The 20,527-nt window shown below is 29.0% G+C and carries 21 protein-coding genes; 16 read left to right on the top strand and 5 right to left on the bottom strand.

Going from position 1 to position 20,527, the window contains the following annotated elements; all coding sequences use genetic code 11:
• Positions 1-13 precede the first annotated feature (13 nt).
• Positions 14-1,003, bottom strand: a complete 990-nt coding sequence (locus SHK09_RS01235) for a FecR family protein (protein WP_319808947.1) — start codon at positions 1,001-1,003, stop codon at positions 14-16.
• A 70-nt stretch (positions 1,004-1,073) separates the two neighbouring features.
• The gene (locus SHK09_RS01240) at positions 1,074-1,637 is read right to left on the bottom strand and encodes a sigma-70 family RNA polymerase sigma factor (protein WP_319808948.1); all 564 of its coding nucleotides are present in this window, start codon (positions 1,635-1,637) and stop codon (positions 1,074-1,076) included.
• Between the two features lie 139 nt (positions 1,638-1,776).
• Here SHK09_RS01240 and SHK09_RS01245 point away from each other — a divergent pair, with 139 nt between their 5' ends.
• The 15 genes from SHK09_RS01245 (at position 1,777) to SHK09_RS01315 (ending at position 18,253) form a co-directional block, all read left to right on the top strand.
• Complete coding sequence (locus SHK09_RS01245; protein WP_319808949.1) at positions 1,777-2,766, top strand: AAA family ATPase; 990 nt, start codon at positions 1,777-1,779, stop codon at positions 2,764-2,766.
• 54 nt (positions 2,767-2,820) lie between these two features.
• The gene (locus SHK09_RS01250; RefSeq protein WP_319808950.1) at positions 2,821-3,690 is read left to right on the top strand and encodes a DUF58 domain-containing protein; all 870 of its coding nucleotides are present in this window, start codon (positions 2,821-2,823) and stop codon (positions 3,688-3,690) included.
• Positions 3,691-3,710: 20 nt separating this feature from the next.
• Positions 3,711-4,628 carry a BatD family protein gene (locus SHK09_RS01255; RefSeq protein WP_319808951.1) on the top strand — a complete coding sequence of 306 codons (918 nt, stop codon included), beginning with the start codon at positions 3,711-3,713 and terminating at the stop codon, positions 4,626-4,628.
• Positions 4,615-5,622 carry a VWA domain-containing protein gene (locus tag SHK09_RS01260; RefSeq protein ID WP_319808952.1) on the top strand — a complete coding sequence of 336 codons (1,008 nt, stop codon included), beginning with the start codon at positions 4,615-4,617 and terminating at the stop codon, positions 5,620-5,622. Before SHK09_RS01255 ends, SHK09_RS01260 begins: the two co-directional genes overlap by 14 nt.
• An 86-nt stretch (positions 5,623-5,708) precedes the next feature.
• A complete protein-coding gene (locus SHK09_RS01265) occupies positions 5,709-6,752 on the top strand; it encodes a VWA domain-containing protein (protein WP_319808953.1) in 1,044 nt (347 codons plus the stop codon).
• Positions 6,753-7,127: 375 nt separating this feature from the next.
• The gene (locus SHK09_RS01270) at positions 7,128-8,519 is read left to right on the top strand and encodes a glycosyltransferase family 2 protein (protein ID WP_319808954.1); all 1,392 of its coding nucleotides are present in this window, start codon (positions 7,128-7,130) and stop codon (positions 8,517-8,519) included.
• Positions 8,520-8,802: 283 nt separating this feature from the next.
• Positions 8,803-9,636, top strand: a complete 834-nt coding sequence (locus tag SHK09_RS01275; protein WP_319808955.1) for a tetratricopeptide repeat protein — start codon at positions 8,803-8,805, stop codon at positions 9,634-9,636.
• 23 nt (positions 9,637-9,659) lie between these two features.
• On the top strand, positions 9,660-11,420 hold the full coding sequence (locus SHK09_RS01280) for a BatD family protein (RefSeq protein WP_319808956.1): 1,761 nt from the start codon (positions 9,660-9,662) through the stop codon (positions 11,418-11,420).
• A gap of 1 nt (position 11,421) precedes the next feature.
• Entirely contained in the window at positions 11,422-12,180 is a 759-nt protein-coding gene (locus SHK09_RS01285; RefSeq protein ID WP_319808957.1) for an SH3 domain-containing protein, read from the top strand.
• A gap of 58 nt (positions 12,181-12,238) precedes the next feature.
• On the top strand, positions 12,239-12,538 hold the full coding sequence (locus SHK09_RS01290) for a hypothetical protein (RefSeq protein WP_319808958.1): 300 nt from the start codon (positions 12,239-12,241) through the stop codon (positions 12,536-12,538).
• A gap of 85 nt (positions 12,539-12,623) precedes the next feature.
• Positions 12,624-14,216, top strand: a complete 1,593-nt coding sequence (locus tag SHK09_RS01295; protein ID WP_319808959.1) for a SulP family inorganic anion transporter — start codon at positions 12,624-12,626, stop codon at positions 14,214-14,216.
• A gap of 4 nt (positions 14,217-14,220) precedes the next feature.
• Entirely contained in the window at positions 14,221-15,012 is a 792-nt protein-coding gene (locus SHK09_RS01300; protein WP_319808960.1) for a universal stress protein, read from the top strand.
• Between the two features lie 10 nt (positions 15,013-15,022).
• Positions 15,023-15,649, top strand: coding sequence for a carbonic anhydrase family protein (locus SHK09_RS01305; protein WP_319808961.1), 627 nt, complete (start codon positions 15,023-15,025; stop codon positions 15,647-15,649).
• A 106-nt stretch (positions 15,650-15,755) separates the two neighbouring features.
• Entirely contained in the window at positions 15,756-17,618 is a 1,863-nt protein-coding gene (locus tag SHK09_RS01310) for a SulP family inorganic anion transporter (protein WP_319808962.1), read from the top strand.
• Positions 17,619-17,626: 8 nt separating this feature from the next.
• A complete protein-coding gene (locus tag SHK09_RS01315; RefSeq protein ID WP_319808963.1) occupies positions 17,627-18,253 on the top strand; it encodes a carbonic anhydrase in 627 nt (208 codons plus the stop codon).
• A 33-nt stretch (positions 18,254-18,286) separates the two neighbouring features.
• Here the strand turns inward: SHK09_RS01315 and SHK09_RS01320 are convergent, their stop codons facing one another.
• A complete protein-coding gene (locus SHK09_RS01320) occupies positions 18,287-18,670 on the bottom strand; it encodes a hypothetical protein (protein WP_319808964.1) in 384 nt (127 codons plus the stop codon).
• Positions 18,671-18,728: 58 nt separating this feature from the next.
• Complete coding sequence (locus tag SHK09_RS01325) at positions 18,729-19,229, bottom strand: CvpA family protein (RefSeq protein WP_319808965.1); 501 nt, start codon at positions 19,227-19,229, stop codon at positions 18,729-18,731.
• A gap of 84 nt (positions 19,230-19,313) precedes the next feature.
• On the opposite strand from SHK09_RS01325, the gene SHK09_RS01330 reads away from it, so the two are divergent.
• Entirely contained in the window at positions 19,314-19,673 is a 360-nt protein-coding gene (locus SHK09_RS01330; protein ID WP_319808966.1) for a hypothetical protein, read from the top strand.
• Here SHK09_RS01330 and SHK09_RS01335 read toward each other — a convergent pair.
• The gene (locus tag SHK09_RS01335) at positions 19,670-20,464 is read right to left on the bottom strand and encodes an SDR family oxidoreductase (protein WP_319808967.1); all 795 of its coding nucleotides are present in this window, start codon (positions 20,462-20,464) and stop codon (positions 19,670-19,672) included. The two genes, SHK09_RS01330 and SHK09_RS01335, sit on opposite strands and share 4 nt — an antisense overlap.
• Between the last annotated feature and the right edge of the window lie 63 nt (positions 20,465-20,527).

The raw sequence follows: 20,527 nt of genomic DNA on the forward strand, positions 1-20,527 counted from the left end.
TTTAAGGTTACACTTATTTTTTACTGATAATTAAACTATTATCTTTTTTAACAATAGTTACATCAACAGATTTTTCAATGGCTTTTATACAAATATCTATGTTTGTAATAGGAACAGCACCTGTTATTAAAGTGTTTTTACTTATATCATCTTCAAAAACTATAGAAAAACCATAAGATTCTTCTATTTTTTCCATCGCCTTTTCCAAAGATAGGTTTTCAAATAGTAAAGAACCATTTTTCCAAGAAGTTTTTATTGTTGCATTAAAAATATTTTTATCTTCTAATATTTCGTTTTTATCAGCAGAATAAGAAATATAATTACCTGGTATCATTTTTTTGTCGGCACCATTTTTAAGCTTCAACCAAATATTTCCTTCTTCTAAAAAGACATCTGTTTTTTTCTTTTTAGTATTTACATTAAAAGAAGTACCATAAACCTCTACAGATAAATCATCTGTTAAAACCCAAAATTTTGCGTTAGTAGCTACTTTTTTATCAACTTGAAAAAATGCTTCACCAGATAACCAAACTTTTCTGCTTTCATTTTTATAATAAGACAAACTCGAGTTAGAGTTTAAAGTAACATCACTACCATCTTGTAGTTTAATATTTAAAATTTCGCCATAATTTGTTTTATGGGTAACTTTAGAGTTAGAGTTTATAAAATAAAACCCTGTAGAAATTAATAAAAGTATAGATGCTGCCGCACTAAATTGTTTTAAAAATTTTAATTTTCTTTTTGGTGCTGGTTTTTTAGCCTTAATTTTAGCTTCTAATTTATCCCATTCGAAAGCAACTTTTTGTTTACTAACAAATTTCTTATCGAAAGAAACCCCTAAAACAAGGTCTTTTGCTTTATGTATCAGCTCTTGTTTATCAGGATTATTTGCAATCCAAAAATCCCAAAAACCAACATCTGTTCCGTTATTTTGGTGTACCCAATTTTTAAATGAAACATCATCTAAAAAATCATTTATGGTATTGTATTGTTTTTTAATCATTATTAATTATCTGCTATCTATTTAGATAAGGCTATTTTTCTTTTTTATACTCTTAATATTATGTTAAAGCCTAATTAAATAGTTTTATAATAGAAATTTCTTCTTTTAAACTCTTAATTGCTTTATGCAGTGTATTAACGACACTTTGGTAATTAATACCCATTATTTCTGATATTTCTGTAGCTTTTAAACCACTATAATATTTTAAATAAACAGCTTCTTTTTGCCTATTTGGTAATTTATTTAATAAACTAGATAAATTTTTATTTTTAAAGCTTTCTGTTTCTTGGTTTGTAATTACCTCTTCTGCTGTAAACTGAATGTCTGCAAAGTTTTCATTAGAAAAATCTGTATAAATTGTTTTCTCATTCTTTTTCATCACTTTAAAAAGAAAGCGTTTATAAGAAGTAAAAAGATAAGGTGCAATTGTGTCTAAATCGCTTAAATTTTCTCGATGTTCATAAACATACATAAAAAAATCTTGCAAAGTATCTTCTGTAAGCGCTGTATCTTTAGATATTTTTAAACCATAACTATGTAATTCTGGGTAATAAGTTTCAAAAAGAACAGAGAATGCGTTTAGGTCTCCTTCTTTTAATGACTTCCATAAAAACTTATCTGTCAACTTATTCATGTAAAATTTAATAGTGTATAATTTCTATAAAAGTAGTAAAAAATAACAAATCATCTTTAACCTACTTTTAACAAAAATAAATATGTTAAAATTGTAGTTTTGTTTCAATAAAAAAAAATAACACCTAATACAATATATAATGGATGTAGATGTAAGAGCTATTAACGAGAAAATCGAAAGAGAAAGTGCCTTTATAGATATTCTTACTTTAGAAATGAATAAAGTAATTGTTGGCCAAAAACAAATGATAGAAAGTTTGTTAATAGGATTAATAGGAGACGGACATATCTTGTTAGAAGGTGTTCCTGGTTTGGCAAAAACATTAGCAATTAACACATTGTCTAAAGCAGTACAAGCTAGTTTTAGTAGAGTACAGTTTACACCAGATTTATTACCTGCAGATGTTGTTGGAACCATGATTTATAACATGAAGGAAAACAATTTCGAGATTAAAAAAGGGCCAATTTTCGCAAACTTTGTGTTAGCAGATGAGATTAACAGAGCACCTGCAAAAGTGCAATCTGCTTTGTTAGAAGCAATGCAGGAACGTCAAATTACTATTGGAGACACTACTTTTAAGTTAGATGAACCTTTCTTAGTAATGGCTACACAAAACCCTGTTGAACAAGAAGGAACGTATCCTTTACCAGAAGCACAGGTAGATAGATTTATGTTAAAGGTTGTAATCGATTATCCAAAATTACAAGACGAACAAACTATTATGCGTCAGAATTTATCTGGTGGCTTTGCAAAAGTAAACCCTGTTGTTTCTGTAGACCAAATAATTAGAGCAAGACAAGTTGCCAATGAAGTTTATATGGATGAGAAAATTGAGAAATACATTCTTGATATTATCTTTGCAACTCGTTATCCAGAAAAATACAACTTAACAAAATTAAAAGATTTAATTAGTTTTGGGGCCTCTCCAAGGGGAAGTATTAACCTTGCAAGAGCTGCAAAATGTTATGCTTTTATAAAACGAAGAGGTTACGTAATACCAGAAGATGTTAGAGCTGTTGTTTTTGATGTTTTACGTCACAGAATAGGAATTACCTATGAAGCAGAAGCAGAAAATGTAACGTCTGTAGACATTATTAACTCAATTATTAATGAAATTGAAGTACCATAGACAATTATCGGTTTTAAACTGAAAATTGATAAATGTTAACTGACAATTGAAAGAATGGAAACAAAGGAAATACTAAAAAAGGTTCGTAAAATAGAAATTAAGACAAAGCGTTTGTCTAATGATATTTTTGGAGGTGAATACCATTCATCTTTTAAAGGACGTGGTATGACTTTTTCTGAAGTAAGACAATACCAATTTGGCGACGATGTTAGGGCAATAGACTGGAATGTTACTGCACGTTATAACGAACCTTACATAAAAGTTTTTGAAGAAGAACGTGAGTTAACAATGATGCTTTTAGTTGACGTTTCTGGTTCTGAATTATTTGGTACATCCACACAATTTAAAAAAGATACCGTTACAGAAATTGCTGCTACATTGGCATTTTCTGCAACACAGAACAATGATAAGGTTGGTTTAATTTTATTTTCTGATGATATAGAACTTTTTATTCCTCCTAAGAAAGGAAAAAGCCATGTTCTAAGAATTATTAGAGAATTAATCGAATTTAAACCAAAAAGTAAAAAAACAGATATTGCTGCGGCTTTAAAGTTTTTGTCTAGTGTGATGAAAAAAAGAGCAATTGTTTTTATGTTGTCAGATTTTATGGATGATGATTATGAAAAGACATTAAAAATTGCTGCTAAAAAACACGATTTAACAGGTATTAGAATCTATGATAAACACGATGAAGAAATTCCTAATTTAGGAATGGTACCTATGTTAGATTCAGAAACCGGCAATATTCAATTAATAAACACGGCATCTAAATCTGTAAGAACAAGTTACAAAGCAAATGCATTACGCTTAACAGATTATTATACAAACATGTTTAAAAGAAGTGGCGCAGGAGCCATTAACACAAGAGTTGATGAAAACTACGTAAAGAAATTATTAGGTTATTTTAAACACAAAGGAAGATAGTAACGCAGTTACTTTTAAAGATGAAAAAACAACTATTTTACATACTACTATTTATTTCTACCATAAGTTTTGCACAAAAACCAATGGTAAAAGCAGAAATAGACACCACAAATATTCGAATTGGTGAACAATTTCAATTAAAAATTTCTGTTGATGAAACTAAGAATGTAATTATACCTAAAATAAGGTTAAAGGGATTAGAAATTATAGATTCTACAAAAATAGATACCATTAAAAACAGTTTAATTAGAAGGTATATTCTAACAGGTTTTGATAGTGGTGCATTTTACATTCCGCAACAACAGATTTTTGTAAAAAACCAAGCTTACTTAACAGATTCTCTTTTAGTAAATATAGCTACAGTTGCTATAGACACTACTAAAGTGAAGAAATTTCCTATAAAATCAATTAAAAAAGAACCTTTTACTTTCGATGATTTTAAACTTTACATCTACATTGCTTTAGCTGTTTTAGCAATTATTGGTTTTTGGATTTATTGGTTTGTTATCAGAAAAAGAAAAGAAGAGGAAGAAGCACCAACATACAGAACTTTACCTCCTTATGAAGAAGCAATTCTAAGGCTTAATGAATTAGATGATAAATTATTGTGGCAAAACAATAAAGTAAAAGAATATTATTCTGAATTAACAGAAATTGTTCGTGGCTACATAGAGCGCGAATTAAAAGTACCTGCTTTAGAAAACACTACAGATGAAGTTTTAGAAATGATTAACAACTTCAAAAAAACAGACACTATAGAAACCTCTAAAGAAACTATTAATAAATTAAAAGATTTATTACAAGAAGCAGATTTAGTTAAGTTTGCAAAATCGAAACCATTGGCTATAGAAATAGAAGACGATAGAAAAGATGCAGAATTTATTATAGGCAATTTAAAGCCTAAACCAATAATAGAAAAAGAAGATGAACTGGAGTAATTTCGAATTTTTAAATCCTGAGTTTTTCTGGTTGCTACTTTTAATACCATTATTAGCAATATGGCATTTTTTTATGCGCAAAAAAGATGCTGCAGTATTAACTATGCCAAGTATTAAAGGCTTTAAAGTTGAAGCTTCAATTTTATCTAAACTAAAACCAATATTATATCTTTTAAGATTATTGGCATTGGCAGCAATTATAATTGCTTTGGCAAGACCTAGAAATGTTTCTGTAAGTAAAAAAACAAAAACAAATAAAGGTATAGATATCGTTATGGCTATAGATGTTTCTGCAAGTATGCTAGCTAGAGATTTAAAACCAAACAGATTAGAAGCACTTAAAAAAGTAGCTGTAGACTTTGTAGACAGAAGACCAAATGATAGAATTGGTATTGTTGTTTATGCTGGTGAAAGTTTTACACAAACACCAATTACTAGCGATAAAGGAATTGTAAAACGTACTATTTCTGAATTAAAATGGGGCCAATTAGAAGGTGGAACAGCTATTGGAATGGGCTTAGGTTCTAGTGTAAACCGACTTAAAGAAAGCAAAGCAAAAAGCAAAGTTATTATTCTATTAACAGATGGTGTAAATAACTCTGGTAACATAGACCCAAGAACAGCAACAGAGTTGGCTAAAGAATTAAATATTAAAGTATATACCATAGGAATTGGAACCAATGGAATGGCAGACTTTCCTTGGAGTAGAGATCCTAGAACAGGTAAACTAAACTTTAGAAAACAACAAGTAGAAATAGACGAAAAGCTTTTAGAGGAGATTGCTTTTGAAACTGAAGGAAAATATTTTAGAGCTACAGATAATGAATCTTTAAAAGAGATTTATGACGAAATTGACAAGCTTGAAAAAACAAAAATAGAAGAATTTAAGTATTATAATTATCAAGAGAAATTTAGGTTTTTTGTCTTTTTAGGACTTGGTTTTTTAGTGTTAGAATTCATATTAAGAAATACAATTTTTAAAAGTTTTATTTAATAATATTAAAAAATTGAAGAATTAAAAGATTAAAGACAAGTATTTCCTTTAATTTTTTAATTTTTGAATCATTTAATTTCAAAAGAATGTATAAGATAGAAGAACCAATTTATTTTTCCCTATTAATAATCATTCCAGTAATGGTTGTTGTTTTCTTGTTGGTCTTATGGTGGAAAAAAAGAACGCAACGTAAGTTTTCTGATGCTTTATTATTAAAAAAATTAGCACCAAACTCATCTACCTTTAAAACAATTTTAAAATTAATATTTCTACTTTTAAGTATTTCTTTTCTAGTAATTTCTTTAACGAATCCTAAAATGGGAACTAAGTTAAAAACTGTAAAAAGAGAAGGTGTAGATGTGGTTTTTGCTTTAGACGTTTCTAAAAGTATGTTGGCAGAAGATATTGCACCTAATAGATTAGAAAAAGCAAAACAAATAATATCTAAAATTATAGATAAATTAGGTTCAGATAGAGTTGGTATTATTATTTATGCAGGTAATTCATACCCTTTATTACCTATAACAACAGATCATGCTGCCGCAAATATGTTCTTGCAAAACGCAAACCCAGATATGGTTTCTAGTCAAGGTACAGATATAAACGGCGCTTTAGAACTAGCAAAAACATATTATAATAATGATGAACAAACAAACCGTTTTTTAATTATTATTTCAGATGGTGAAGATCATCAAGAAGAAACAAAACAAGTTGCACAAAACCTTGCTAACGAAGGTGTAAAAATATACACAGTTGGTGTTGGTACAGAAAAAGGTGGTCCAATTCCCTTAAGGTTAAATGGCGCTTTAAATGGTTATAAGAAAGACAACAAAGGCGAAACGGTTATTACCAAACGTAAACCAGAAGTTTTACAAGGAATTGCAGATGCTGCAGACGGAAAATATATTGATGGTAACTTTACAGATGATCCTGTAAAAGCTATGGCAGAAATTATTGCAAACGCAGAAAAAAACGAATTTGAAACGAAACAATTTGCAGATTATAAAGATCAATTTCAATGGTTTTTGGCATTAGGTTTATTGTTTTTAGTAATAGATATTTTCTTGTTTGATAAGAAAACAAAATGGTTAAGAAAGGCAGATTTATTTAACGAAGAAAAGAAAAAATAGTATTCTTTATTTCAAAAAAAAATCGCTCTTATAAACAAAAACTATTATTTTATTAAGAAATACATTATGCTACATAAGCCGATTAATTTTTTTAATCGGCTTATGTATTTAAAAAAAAGTCTAAAAATTAGACTTAAAAACTCTCTACTCTTACTTTTTACTAAAACTGAATTACTTTTAAAATTAATTACTATTATTTATAAAAATTCCCTTCTTCATTTTACTTATAATAAAGTGTATAATTACCCACTTTATGTGTAAAAAATATACACTAAAATTAAAGTGAAAAATCATAAAAACCAGTAAACCAGGTAGTGGCCTCAATGGTACATAAATTGATAAATGTTTGTCTAAAGAATCTAAATAAAACTTAAGATGAAAACAGCAACTATTAATTTAAAATTATTGAATAATAAATATGGTAGCGAAAACAAGAAAACCCCAATTAACTTTAAAGCTCTTGTAATTCTTATAAGTTCATTTATTATAATGATTGGTGCTGCTTATGCTGTTTATAAATTACAAGACGATTTTTCTAAATTTAATTTCGAAAGGTTAAACACAACTTTTGGCTTTCTTTTTTTTACAATAGCTGCTACATTATTTGTGTTTGGTTCGATGACTTTTATTTATGATGTATACTTGTACTTTAAGTACAAACCAATAGCATCTGTAAGTAATAAAGAACTACCTACAGTTACCGTTATAGTACCTGCTTATAATGAAGGTAAACAAGTTTGGGCTACTTTAGAAAGTTTAGCTAAAAGCGATTATCCGAAAGAAAAAATACAAATACTATCTATAGATGACGGTAGTAAAGATGATACTTGGTACTGGATGCAAGAAGCTAAAAGAATTTTAGGAGACCAAGTAACAATAATTCAACAACCCAAAAACATGGGAAAAAGACATGCGTTATACCGTGGTTTTAATATTGGTACTGGAGCTGTTTTTGTAACTGTAGATAGCGATTCTATTGTTAAAAAAGACACACTTCGTAATTTGGTAAGCCCTTTAATTACAGATAAAAAATGTGGCGCTGTAGCAGGTAATATTCAGGTATTAAATAACAAAAAAGCTTTATTACCAAAAATGCTAAATGTAAGTTTTGTAATGAGTTTCGAATTTAAACGCTCTGCAGAAAGTAGTTTAAACTCTGTTTTATGCACTCCTGGTGCATTAGCGGCTTACAAAGCAACAGCGGTTTTTGCTTGCTTACCAGAATGGATTGATCAAAAATTTATGGGTAAAGCATCGGATATTGGAGAAGATAGAGCGTTAACAAACATGATTTTAAAACAAGGTTACAGTGTTCTATTTCAAAGAAATGCTTATGCATATACAAATGTACCGGAAGATTATACAGGCTTGTACAAAATGTTTATTAGATGGGGTCGAAGTAATGTTCGTGAAAATATTGCGATGTACAAATATGTATTTACTAATTTTAAAGAAGGTAGTAAATTTGGATCGAGATTATTGTTTGTTACACAGTCAATGAAAATGATAATGTCATATCCGTTTTTATTATTTATGATGTATTTCGTTATAACTCATCCTGTTTTATTTATTAGCTCAACATTGTTAAGTATTCTAATAATGTCCACATTTCCTGTATTATTTTACAGTAAAAGATATGATTTAAAGGAAGCACTATGGGCATATTCTTACAGTATTTTATATACTTTTGGCTTATTCTGGATTACACCATATTCAATTGCTACTGCAGGTAAAAGCGGATGGTTAACGCGTGAAATAGCGGCATAAATAAGTTAGTAAATATCTTAGACATCACTTAAAACAAGAAATAGTTAGGCTAAAAACAGTCTAGCTATTTCTTGTTTTAAGCTTCAACTTCTTCTTAACAAACAGATTCATTGTATTTAAATACACAACACATTGCTTAAATAGCCAAATCTATAGACTTGTCTATTCTTAATTTAATAAAAATAACAAGTTCTTAACAAAATACTTTTTTGAATGCCTTACTTTTGTAATCATTGTTTTTTATGAAAAATGATACAGAATTATTAAAGAAATTCGAGATAACATGAAGATTTTACAAAACATACTAATCATTTTCTTAGTGTTCTTTTCTTCTAAAGAAATAGCAGCACAGAAAGACACCATAGCACAACAAAGAACTGCTAGAAAAATGTTACGTCAGGGAAATGAATTGTATCAAAACAAACAATTTACAGATGCTTCAGTAGCATATCAAAAAGCACTTGGAAACAATTCTAATTACGACAAGGCAACTTATAATTTAGGAAACGCTTTCTATCAAAATAATAATTTTAAAGAAGCTATTCCGCAATACGAGTTAACTGCAAAAACGGCTACAGACAAAGCTACAAAAGCAGAAGCATTTCATAATTTAGGAAACGCTATGATGGATTCTAAAAACTATCAAGGTGCGGTAGATGGCTATAAAAATTCTTTAAGAAACAATCCTTCAGACGATGAAACTCGTTATAATTTAGCCGTAGCGCAAAAATTATTAGACAAAGAAAAGCAAGATAAAAAAGACGACAAAAATAAAGACAAGGATAAAGACAAAAAAGATAAGGACCAGAAGGATAAAGATAAAGACGATAAAAACAAAGACAAGGATAAAGATAATAAAGACCAAAAAGACAAAGATAAAAAAGACGAAGACAAAGACGGTAAAGGCGATAAGGACAAGGATAAAGATAAAAAACAAGATCCTAAGAAAGATGATAAAAAAGACCAACAAAAGCCAAAACCTCAACAGGGAAAAATGACACCTCAACAAATAAAACAGTTATTAGAAAACTTAAATAATGAGGAGAAAAAAACCCAAAAGAAAATGAATGCTAAAAAAGCAAAAGGTAAAAAAGTAAAACAAGAAAAAGATTGGTAGATTTACCATTTTAGAAAAAGTTGATGAAGTTGAAATTTTACATATCTATATTTATTTGTTTACTAAGCATTTCTTTCGTGGCACAAGAGGCTACTTTAAAGACAAAAGTTAGTAAAAACAAATTGGGTGTAAACCAACGTTTAAGAATAGAATTCTCTATTGATAAACAAGGAGGAGATAATTTTACGCCTCCAAATTTTAATAACTTTAAAGTTGTTGGTGGACCAAGTCAATCTGTTAGTCAATCTTGGATAAACGGAAAAGTAAGTTTTACACAATCTTATACTTACATTATTCAACCAAAAAGAAAAGGAGAACTTTCTATTGGAAGTGCCTCTGTAACAATTGGTGGAAAAACAATAAAATCTAATCCTGTAAAAATAATTGTTATAGATGCTGTAGCAATACCTAAAAACCCAAATGACCCAAATTATATTGCACAACAAAACATTCATTTAGTTGCAGAAATTTCTAAATCTAGACCTTATGTAGGTGAAGGTGTTTATGTAGAATATAGATTGTATGTTAGTGAGAATGTAAGTGTTTACGACACGAGTGTTACAGAAGCACCAAAGTACAGTGGCTTTTGGAATCAGAATATTAAAATAACTGGGTTTCCTGTTAAAATAGGGAAATACAACGGTGAAAATTATAGATATATTGTTTTACAAAAAGCTTTATTAGTTCCTACAAAAACAGGAAAACTACCAATTGGTTCTATGAAAATGGATATTGTTATTGGTGTTCCTTCTGGTAGATCAGACTTTTTTGGAAACGCAATTACAAAAAACATTAAAAGAGAATTTGTCTCAACAAAAAAAATAATTAATCCTAGAAGTCTTCCTTTAGAAGGTAAACCGGCAAACTTTACAGGCGCTGTTGGAGATTTTAATTTTAATGTTTCTCTAAGTAAAGACATTTTAAAAGCAAATGAAACAAGCCAAGTAAATGTAAACGTTTCTGGAAACGGAAATTTAAATCTATTTGAATTGCCTACTGTAGAAACTCCTGCAGAATTAGAAATGTACCAACCAGAAAGAAAAGAAAATATTCGTACAAATGCGAGTGGTATTTCTGGTTCTATAATAGATTCTTATACTGTTGTACCCCAGTATAAAGGGAAATATAAAATACCAAATACTTCGTTTTCATACTTTAACCCAAATGAAAAAAAGTACAAAACCATTACTACAGAAGATTTATATGTAGATGTACAAGAAGGTAAAGAATTGGTTGTGGTAGATACAACTACTATTAGAAAACAACCGATTGTTGCTACCGGGAAAAACTTTAGATATATTGCTACAAAAACAAATTTTATCACTACAAAAAAAGTTGATTTCTTTAAGTCTACACTTTTTTATATCTTACTTTTATTACCATTAATTGCTATTCCAATAGGTATTTTTATAGCAAGAAGAAATGAAGAAAGAAGTAATGATATTGCTGGTAATAAAACTAGAAAAGCAGAACGATTAGCTAAAAAATATCTTTCTAAAGCACAAAAACAATTGGGTAAAAAAGAAGCTTTTTACGAAGCTTTAGAACGTGCTTTACACAATTATTTAAAAGCAAAATTAGGTATAGAAACAGCAGACATTAGTAAAGAAAAAATTACTGAACTTTTAGAAAATAAAAAGATTGAAACAGCAACAATCAATCAATTTATTGAAGTTTTAAAAAGTTCTGATTTTGCTCGTTACACGCCTTATACCGCAACTCAAATGAAAGAAGAATTTGAGCGTGCAAAAGAAGTTATTGTTCAATTAGATAAACAGTTATAAGATGAAGAAAGTTTTATTTTTATTCTTAATGATTGCAAATAGCATAACTGCACAAAGTGTAGATAGTCTGTTTACAACTGCTAACGAACTTTACAAAAATGGTTCTTTTGAAGCAGCTATTGAAAAATATAAAAAAATTGAATCTGAAAAGGCTATTTCACCAGAACTATATTTAAATTTAGGAAACGCTTATTACAAGATAAATAAAGTTGGACCTACTATTTACTATTATGAAAAAGCTTTAAAAATAGATCCTTTAAATACAGATGTAAAAAACAACTTGGTCTTCGCAAAACGATTGGCTTTAGATAATATAGAAGAAATACCTAAAACTTTTTTCACACAGTTTAATGAAAATTATTTTCAGAAACTGTCTTATGATACTTGGGCAGTAATTGTTGTAGTATTTTCGTTTTTAGCTTCCGTTTTATTTTTACTCTTCTACTTTGCGCATACTCCTATTAAAAAGAGGTTTTATTTTACAACAAGTAGTATTAGTTTTATCGTTTTAATTTTCACACTTTTTATAACTTACAGTCAATACAATCAAACAAAAAACAAGAAAGAAGCAATTGTTTTTGCAGAGAAAACAGCTGTAAGAAATGCACCTACTTTAAATTCTGATGAAGTTTTTACAATACACGAAGGCACGAAAGTAATTGTTTTAGATGCCATAGATAATTGGAAAAAAATAAAACTAATAGATGGTAAACTAGGTTGGATTATTGCTGATGAAATAAAACTCTTAAACGAGATTTAAATTATATATAGCAAATATTAAGTTTTGCTTTACTATTTTTACAAAAACTAAAATTTACTTGAAAGTTAAAATTGCTCTTTTTTTTACAATATTGTTTGTTGGGCTTATTTCTGCGCCTACAATTATTGCGTTAATAGATGAGAATCAAGACATTTCTTTGTTTTTAAATTTAAGTGAAGAGGAAGAAGAAAGTAGTGTAAAAGAAGGTTTTAAAGAACTAAAAATACCACCAACTTCTTCAGATTTAACTATCTTTTTTACAAAAATTCAAAAAAGAGAAAATGTACGTTTTACTTCTAAAAACTACATTTCATTTCATCCCAAAATTTTAACTCCGCCACCAGAGTTCGTGCTATAGTTTTTAGAAGTACAAAAAAATCAATTTAAAAAATTTAATAAAACAAACACTATTCTCTAAAAGAATAGGGTAAGAATATATACGTATGTTTAAACACATTAAAAATGATTTACCTGCAAGTATTGTAGTATTTTTCGTCGCATTACCATTATGTCTAGGTATTGCATTAGCAAGTGGAGCACCATTATTTTCTGGTGTAATTTCCGGAATTATTGGAGGAATTGTAGTTGGAGGATTAAGCGGTTCTAAAATTGGTGTTAGTGGACCTGCAGCAGGTTTAGCAGCAATTGTATTAACAGCAATTAGTGCACTAGGTGGTTATGAAAACTTTCTTGTTGCTGTAGTATTGGGTGGAATAATTCAATTAGTTTTTGGTATTCTAAAGGCAGGAATTATAGGGTATTATTTTCCTTCATCTGTAATTAAAGGAATGTTAACAGGTATTGGAATAATTATTATTTTAAAACAAATTCCACACTTTTTTGGTTATGATTCAGAACCAGAAGGAGCAGATAGTTTTATAGAAACTTCTGGTGAAAACACATTTTCTGCAATATTTAATATTATAGATAATATTACAATGGGTTCTATGCTTATTGGTGTTATTGCATTGGTTATTATTTTACTTTGGGATACTATATTAGCAAAAAAAGCTAAATTCTTTACAGTAATACAAGGACCTTTAGTAGCTGTTGTTTTAGGAATTATTTTCTATCTAATAACAAAATCTAATGAAGCATTAGCCATTTCTCAATCTCACTTAGTAAGTGTACCTGTACCAGAAGATGCAACCTCTTTTTTCAATCAATTTAAGTTTCCTAACTTTTCTGCCATAAGCAACCCAGATGTTTGGGTAACTGCATTTACAATAGCATTAGTTGCAAGTTTAGAAACCCTTTTATGTGTAGAAGCTTCAGATAAAATAGATCCAGGAAAGAATGTTACACCAACAAATAGAGAATTATTAGCACAAGGAACTGGTAATATTATTTCTGGTTTAATTGGTGGTTTGCCAATTACACAAGTAATTGTAAGAAGTTCTGCAAATATACAATCTGGGGGAAAAACAAAACTATCAGCAATTTTACATGGTTTCTTCTTATTAATTTCAGTAATTCTAATTCCTACTTTCTTAAATAAAATTCCATTATCTGTATTAGCTGCAATATTATTAATTGTTGGTTTTAAATTAGCAAAACCTGCATTATTTAAGCAGATGTATAAACTAGGATGGAAACAATTTGTACCGTTTATTGTTACAGTTGTTGGTATTGTTTTTACAGATTTATTAGTAGGTATAGCTTTAGGACTTGCTGTAGGAATAGTTGTTATTTTATTAAAAAGTTACCAAAACTCTCATTTTCTTCATATTGAAGACAAAAGCAATGGTAAACACAAAATTAAAATGACATTGGCAGAAGAAGTAACTTTCTTTAACAAAGGTGCTATTTTAAAAGAATTAGAAAGCTTACCTAGAGATACTTTCTTAGAATTAAACCTTATTAATACTAGATATTTAGATAATGATATTATAGAAATTCTAGAAGACTTCTTATTTAAGGCAAAAGAAAGAAATATAGATATTAAGCTAATTTCTAAACGTGGTGTCGTAGAAAATCCGTCTAGTTTTATTCACTTTTTTAATGATAGACCAAAATCGAACATAAGTTTAAGTTAAAGAGATGGACACAAAAAAGAAAAGTAAAATTTTAGTCCTTTCAGATTTAAATGAATCTACAGTTAAAACATTAAAAAGCAGTGTTAGTTTAGCTAAAATAGTAAATGCAGACATTCACTTTCTTTATGTAAAAAAGCCTACAGATGTAGTCGAAAAAGAAAGTCAGTTATCTGCAATGCGAACTATTAATAAAGAATATTTTACTGCAGATAAAAAAATTAAAGATTTAATAAGTCCTATTTCTAGTGATTATAATGTAAATATTAGTCACACTTTTACAATTGGAAATGTAAAAAATGAAATAGAAAGTTATATTGATAAAAACCAACCAGATATAATTGTTATAGAAAAAAGAAAATCTAAGGGATTCCGTTTTATTGGTGATAATATCACTCAATTTATCCTAAAAAAACATAAAGGACCAATTGTAATTGCTGATGATAAAAATTCTTTTGAACCAGATATAGAATTATCTTTAGGTATATTTAATCATTATAATACAGATAATAAGTTTGTAGAAAGTATTATTAGCTCTACTCCTAAGCCTTTATTATCTTTTCAAATTTCTGAAAGTAAAAACAAATTAAAAGATGAGTTACTTTCAAAAGATAAAAAAACAATAGAATATATTTTTGAAAAAGGAGATGACGCAATAAAAAATATTTCTAATTATTTATTAAAAAGCAATGTTAATTTACTATTTATTAATAGAAAAGAAAACAATGCAAATTCAGTTAAAACAAATATTAATGATGTAATTAATAATATTAATTGCTCAATTATTTTAACAACATAAACAAAATATTATGAAAGCACATACAAAAGAAACACAAGCAACAATGACGCCTGAAAAAGCGTTGGATTTTTTAAAAGAAGGAAATGTAAGGTTTCAAAATAATTTAAAAGCAAATAGAAACCTTTTAGAACAAGTAAACGATACTAGTACAGGACAGTTCCCTTTTGCAACTGTTTTAAGCTGTATCGACTCTAGAGTATCTGCAGAGTTGGTTTTCGATCAAGGTCTTGGAGACATTTTTAGCGTTAGAATTGCTGGTAACTTTGTAAACGAAGATATTTTAGGTAGTATGGAGTTTGCTTGTAAATTAGCAGGAACTAAAGTAATTGTTGTGTTAGGACACACATCTTGTGGTGCTATAAAAGGTGCTTGTGATGATGCAAAGTTAGGAAACTTAACTGCTTTAATTAGTAAAATAAAACCAGCTGTTAATGCTGTTATAGAACCAAAAGACGCGAGCTTAAGAAACTCTAGTAATATGGATTTTGTAAATGAAGTTTCAGATAAAAATGTTCATATGACAATTGATAATATCCGTGATAATAGTCCTGTTTTAAAAGAAATGGAAGACGCAGGAGAAATTACAATTGTTGGTGCTATGTATGATATTAATGACGGTTTTGTAACTTTCTATTAATAAAAAGTATAAAGTAAATAAAAAAGCCAATCCTTTAAAAGGATTGGCTTTTTTTAATTTATAAACATTAAATTGTATACTCTTAATAAAACTCTTATAAACGTTTATGAAAAAATTATTTTCAAATATAAAAGGTGATGCTTTTGGCGGTATTACTGCTGGTATAGTTGCATTACCTTTAGCGTTAGCGTTTGGGGTTTCTTCTGGCTTAGGGCCAAGTGCAGGTTTATACGGTGCCATTTTTATTAGTTTCTTTGCGGCTCTTTTTGGTGGTACAAGCACACAAATATCTGGTCCAACAGCACCAATGACTGCTGTAAGTATGGTGGTTATTGCTGGTATTGTTGCTGCAAATGATGGTGATATTACAAAAGCTTTACCAGCAATATTGTCTGTTTTTCTTTTAGCAGGATTGTTTCAAATTATTTTAGGTATTATTGGTTTGGGAAAATATATTAGGTACATTCCTTATCCCGTAGTTTCTGGTTTTATGACTGCAATTGGGTTAATTATTTTACTAACTCAAGTATTACCATCTGTTGGTTATTATCCAAAAGAAGACATAGCATACGTTTCAACATTTAAAGCACAAGCACAGGAAGTTATCTTAGAGAATATTCTAAAAGAAGAAGCTGGAGAAGGAATTTTGGTTTTAGAAAATTTTGCAGAAACAAATAGAAGGGGTAAATTAATTACTATTGCAGATATAAATAAAGAATCTCAAACTTTAGCTGCCAAAGAAACTTCTGGTGCATTAGGCGCTATAAAAGCTTTTCCTAGAGCTATACAGCATATTAATTGGTTAGAACTATTATTAGCATTAGGAACAATACTTATAATCTACGGTTTTAAGCGAATTACAACCAAAATACCTAGCACACTCGTTGCATTAGTTGTAATGTCTGGAGTTGCTGTTGGTTTTGGTTTAGATTATAGAACAATACAAGAAATTCCCTCAGGAATTCCAATACCAAAATGGGAAATATTTACAAGCTTTAGTCTTTCTAGTATTACACCGTATATTTTTACTGCATTAACATTATCTCTTTTAGGTGCAATAGATTCTCTTTTAACAAGTGTTGTAGCAGACAACATGACCAAAACAAAACACAAACCAAATAAAGAATTGGTTGGCCAAGGAATAGGAAATAGTATTGCTGCAATATTTGGTGGTATTCCTGGTGCTGGTGCAACTATTAGAACCGTTGTTAATATAAATGCCGGTGGAAAAACAAAACTATCTGGAATGATTGCCGGAATTATGTTATTGGTAATAATGATAGGTTTAGGACCTATTGCATCAAAAATTCCTGCTGGTGTTTTAGCTGGTATTTTAATTACAGTTGGTATTGGTGTAATGGATTATAAAGGATTAAAAGCAATACCACATTTACCAAAAGACATTAAAATAGGACCTGTTAAATTAAGTTCTGAAGTTTTAATTATGATTGTAGTTTTATTACTATCTACTTTTTGGAACTTGGTATATGCAGTTGGTATTGGCTTAGTAATAGCCTCTTTAATGTTCATGAAAAAAATTGGAGATTTAACAGCAGAAAGATCAGATGTAAAGTCATTAAAAGAAGAATCTTGGGCAGATGAATTTAATTTTCCAGAGAATTTAAAAGAAGAAGTATTTATTAAACATATTAAAGGACCATTATTTTTTGGTTCTACAAGTGAGTTTCAGGCTCTTTCACAACAAATTCCAGATTCTGCAAAAACCGTTATTATGCGTTTAGGTAGAATGCAATATATGGATCAAACTGGGTTGTATGCTATGGAAGACATGTTACAAGATTTAAAGAAAAAGAATATTGAAGTTCTATTTATCAATCTACTAAAACAACCAAAATATATGATGGAAAGAATTGATATCATTCCAGAATTCATACCAGAAACACACATCTTTAAAAACTTTGAAACTTGTGTAAAATGGATAAAAGAAAATATAAAAGACATTAACTAACACATATAATGGATATAAATAGCGTCTTTGAGAACAATGAAAACTGGATAAAAGAAAAACTAACTTTTAATAAAAATTATTTCGAAGAGTTAGGAAAAGGTCAAAACCCAGAGTTATTATACATTGGCTGTTCAGACAGTAGAGTAACCGCAGAAGATTTAATGGGTTTAGGACCTGGCGAGGTCTTTGTACATAGAAACATTGCAAACATGGTTTCTGGTACAGATTTAAATGCAATGTCTGTTTTAGAATATGCCGTTGTACATTTAAAAGTGAATCATGTTGTAGTTTGTGGTCATTATGGTTGTGGTGGTGTAAAAGCAGCAATGCAATCTGCAGATCTTGGTATTTTAAACCCTTGGTTAAGAAACATAAGAGATGTCTACAGAATTCATTCCGAAGAGCTAAATGCAATCGAAGATGATGAAAAGAAATATGAGAGATTGGTGGAATTAAATGTAAAAGAACAATGTGTAAACTTAATTAAAACAGCAGCTGTTCAAAAAGCATTTAGAGATCGTGGTCTAAAAGTACATGGTTGGGTTTTTGATATTCATAGCGGAAAACTAATAGATTTAAAAATAGATTTCGAAAAATATTTAGAAGATATAATGAAAATCTACCATTTAGATTAAAACAAAAAACCGAGATTTTAGTCTCGGTTTTTTTTATACTTTAATTATTACTTTTGTCATTTTCCATTCCCAAGACCTTCCGCCTAAACTAGCAGTATAGTAAACTTTCTTACCTTTTATTCGATCTACTTTTATATGCATTCTAGTACCTGGTTTAAATGGGAAGTTTGGTAAAGTAGACTCTTGTATAACTAGATCATATTCACAATCTGTAATCCACTCAATGTCAGATTTTATATAATACTTCTTATTCTCATGATACTCGATATACTCTTCATACCCAAAGACTATTAAAACATCTTTAGTACCAACTTTGTATTTAAAAGTATTGTTCTTTAGAATAGTACAATCTTTAGAGTTAAAAGACATTAATAATACGATACTAAATAGTGCTATAATTTTATGAATTTTCTTCATTGGAGGGCTTTTTTATTTGCAATTTACAAAACTAACGTTTATCTATCGTTAATTTATATTAGGGTTTTTCCTGTTTCTCATCTTTTATTATCGAAGGAAAAATTGTTGGAGCAATTTTCTTCACAGGCACGTATAAGATAGACTCATCTAATGTTTCCTTTTTAATAAAAGGAATTGTGTCGTTCATTTTTCCGAAGAAGATAAAAACTACACTTAAGATTAATCCTATTTTTAAAGCACCAAAGACACCACCTAATATTTTATTTATAATACCTAATGATGCGAAATCTGCTAATTTGGTTAGCATCTTACCTAATAATGCAATTATAATTATAATTACAATAAAAGTACCTGCAAATGCTGCCAAAGAAATATATTCTTCTTTCCAAGATACGGATTCTTTTAAAAAGTCGCCTATAAAATGAGAAAAATGTATTGCTCCATACACACCACCTATTAATGCTACCAACGAGGCAACCTCTACAAAAAGACCTTTCATTACACCTCTTACAAAACCAAATATTAAGAGTGCTGCAATAATTATATCAAAAATATTCATAAAAATAAATTTTTCAAACCTACATCTTTTTTTTTAATATTTAAAAATGTGCATTGTATCTTTGCAATCTTAAAATCTAATTCTATGCAAAAAGTTATTAATTTAAAGGAGAAATGGAATTTGTTAGTTACAAAACTAACAAATCAATTTGCAGATGGAGATGAATTAAATATGGATGGAATTATCTATTTAATTGGTGTGCAGGAATTAGGTAAAGGAAACATCGCTTTTAAAAAAGATGAAAAAGTAAATTTAATGCATATTGCTATTTGCAAATTGTTAGAACCTTATGGTTATTATGAATTCGATTTTTATGACGATGATAGCTGGCCACATTATAAAGTAATAACAGAGTTACCAAATTTAAAACCTGGTGAACAGACTGTATTAATGAAAGAAGCAATTATTAATTATTTTGATGCTTTAAAATATTTTGAAGATTAAGTAACACGCATCTTTCTAACTAAAATAGAAAATAACTTAGGAAAGAATCGTTTAACATACACGCCTAATTTTTCTTTTGCACCAGCAATATAAACCTCTTCTTTTTTCTTTTCAATTGCTTTTAGCATTTGTTTAGCGCAATCTTTTGAAGACATTCCGTTACCAGTAGCCAAATCCATTTTTCCTTGTGGAGTTCCATTACCTGTTAATGCATTTTTAGAAACATTTGTATTTATAAAACCAGGACAAATTAATGTTACCGCTATATTGTTATGATAATTTTCTGCTCGTAAGCTATCAAAAAAACCATGTAACGCATGCTTACTAGCTGCATAACTAGAGCGCAAAGGAGTGCCAATTTTACCAACAATACTGGTAGTTACCGCAAACTGACCTTTCTTATTTTCTATAAAGTGAGGTAAAATTGCTTTGGTTAACGCAACGGTTCCTAAATAATTAATATCCATAATACGCTTGTCTACAGAAATTTGAGTTTTCTCTACTAAAGAACGCTGGCTAATACCGCCGTTATTAATAAGAACATCTATTTTACCAAAAGCTAAAATAGCTACATCTGCCTTCTCTTGTAAATTAGAATAATTTTCTAAATCTAACGGAACAATTTTTATATTCTGCGAATTATTACATTCATTTTTCACCAACTCTAAAGATTCTTTATTTCTAGAGGATAAAATAATTTTTGCATTCTGCTTAGAAAGCTCAATAGCCAAAGCTTTTCCTATACCAGAAGAAGCACCAGTAACCCAAACAACCTTATTAGAAAAATACATATTAGATTTTTTTTATGAGTTACAATATACCAAATTTGATGTAGAAATAGTATTTTTGGTACA

Origin of the sequence: Polaribacter sp. PL03, assembly GCF_033875165.1 — a bacterium.
Classification (GTDB): Bacteria; Bacteroidota; Bacteroidia; order Flavobacteriales; family Flavobacteriaceae; genus Polaribacter.

Excerpts from the sequence above, each read along its gene's own strand:
- SHK09_RS01235 (WP_319808947.1), bottom strand. The coding sequence starts at position 1,003 with ATGATTAAAAAACAATACAATACCATAAATGATTTTTTAGATGATGTT.
- SHK09_RS01240 (WP_319808948.1), bottom strand. The coding sequence starts at position 1,637 with ATGAATAAGTTGACAGATAAGTTTTTATGGAAGTCATTAAAAGAAGGA.
- SHK09_RS01245 (WP_319808949.1), top strand. The coding sequence starts at position 1,777 with ATGGATGTAGATGTAAGAGCTATTAACGAGAAAATCGAAAGAGAAAGT.
- SHK09_RS01250 (WP_319808950.1), top strand. The coding sequence starts at position 2,821 with ATGGAAACAAAGGAAATACTAAAAAAGGTTCGTAAAATAGAAATTAAG.
- SHK09_RS01255 (WP_319808951.1), top strand. The coding sequence starts at position 3,711 with ATGAAAAAACAACTATTTTACATACTACTATTTATTTCTACCATAAGT.
- SHK09_RS01260 (WP_319808952.1), top strand. The coding sequence starts at position 4,615 with ATGAACTGGAGTAATTTCGAATTTTTAAATCCTGAGTTTTTCTGGTTG.
- SHK09_RS01265 (WP_319808953.1), top strand. The coding sequence starts at position 5,709 with ATGTATAAGATAGAAGAACCAATTTATTTTTCCCTATTAATAATCATT.
- SHK09_RS01270 (WP_319808954.1), top strand. The coding sequence starts at position 7,128 with ATGAAAACAGCAACTATTAATTTAAAATTATTGAATAATAAATATGGT.
- SHK09_RS01275 (WP_319808955.1), top strand. The coding sequence starts at position 8,803 with ATGAAGATTTTACAAAACATACTAATCATTTTCTTAGTGTTCTTTTCT.
- SHK09_RS01280 (WP_319808956.1), top strand. The coding sequence starts at position 9,660 with ATGAAGTTGAAATTTTACATATCTATATTTATTTGTTTACTAAGCATT.
- SHK09_RS01285 (WP_319808957.1), top strand. The coding sequence starts at position 11,422 with ATGAAGAAAGTTTTATTTTTATTCTTAATGATTGCAAATAGCATAACT.
- SHK09_RS01295 (WP_319808959.1), top strand. The coding sequence starts at position 12,624 with ATGTTTAAACACATTAAAAATGATTTACCTGCAAGTATTGTAGTATTT.
- SHK09_RS01300 (WP_319808960.1), top strand. The coding sequence starts at position 14,221 with ATGGACACAAAAAAGAAAAGTAAAATTTTAGTCCTTTCAGATTTAAAT.
- SHK09_RS01305 (WP_319808961.1), top strand. The coding sequence starts at position 15,023 with ATGAAAGCACATACAAAAGAAACACAAGCAACAATGACGCCTGAAAAA.
- SHK09_RS01310 (WP_319808962.1), top strand. The coding sequence starts at position 15,756 with ATGAAAAAATTATTTTCAAATATAAAAGGTGATGCTTTTGGCGGTATT.
- SHK09_RS01315 (WP_319808963.1), top strand. The coding sequence starts at position 17,627 with ATGGATATAAATAGCGTCTTTGAGAACAATGAAAACTGGATAAAAGAA.
- SHK09_RS01320 (WP_319808964.1), bottom strand. The coding sequence starts at position 18,670 with ATGAAGAAAATTCATAAAATTATAGCACTATTTAGTATCGTATTATTA.
- SHK09_RS01325 (WP_319808965.1), bottom strand. The coding sequence starts at position 19,229 with ATGAATATTTTTGATATAATTATTGCAGCACTCTTAATATTTGGTTTT.
- SHK09_RS01330 (WP_319808966.1), top strand. The coding sequence starts at position 19,314 with ATGCAAAAAGTTATTAATTTAAAGGAGAAATGGAATTTGTTAGTTACA.
- SHK09_RS01335 (WP_319808967.1), bottom strand. The coding sequence starts at position 20,464 with ATGTATTTTTCTAATAAGGTTGTTTGGGTTACTGGTGCTTCTTCTGGT.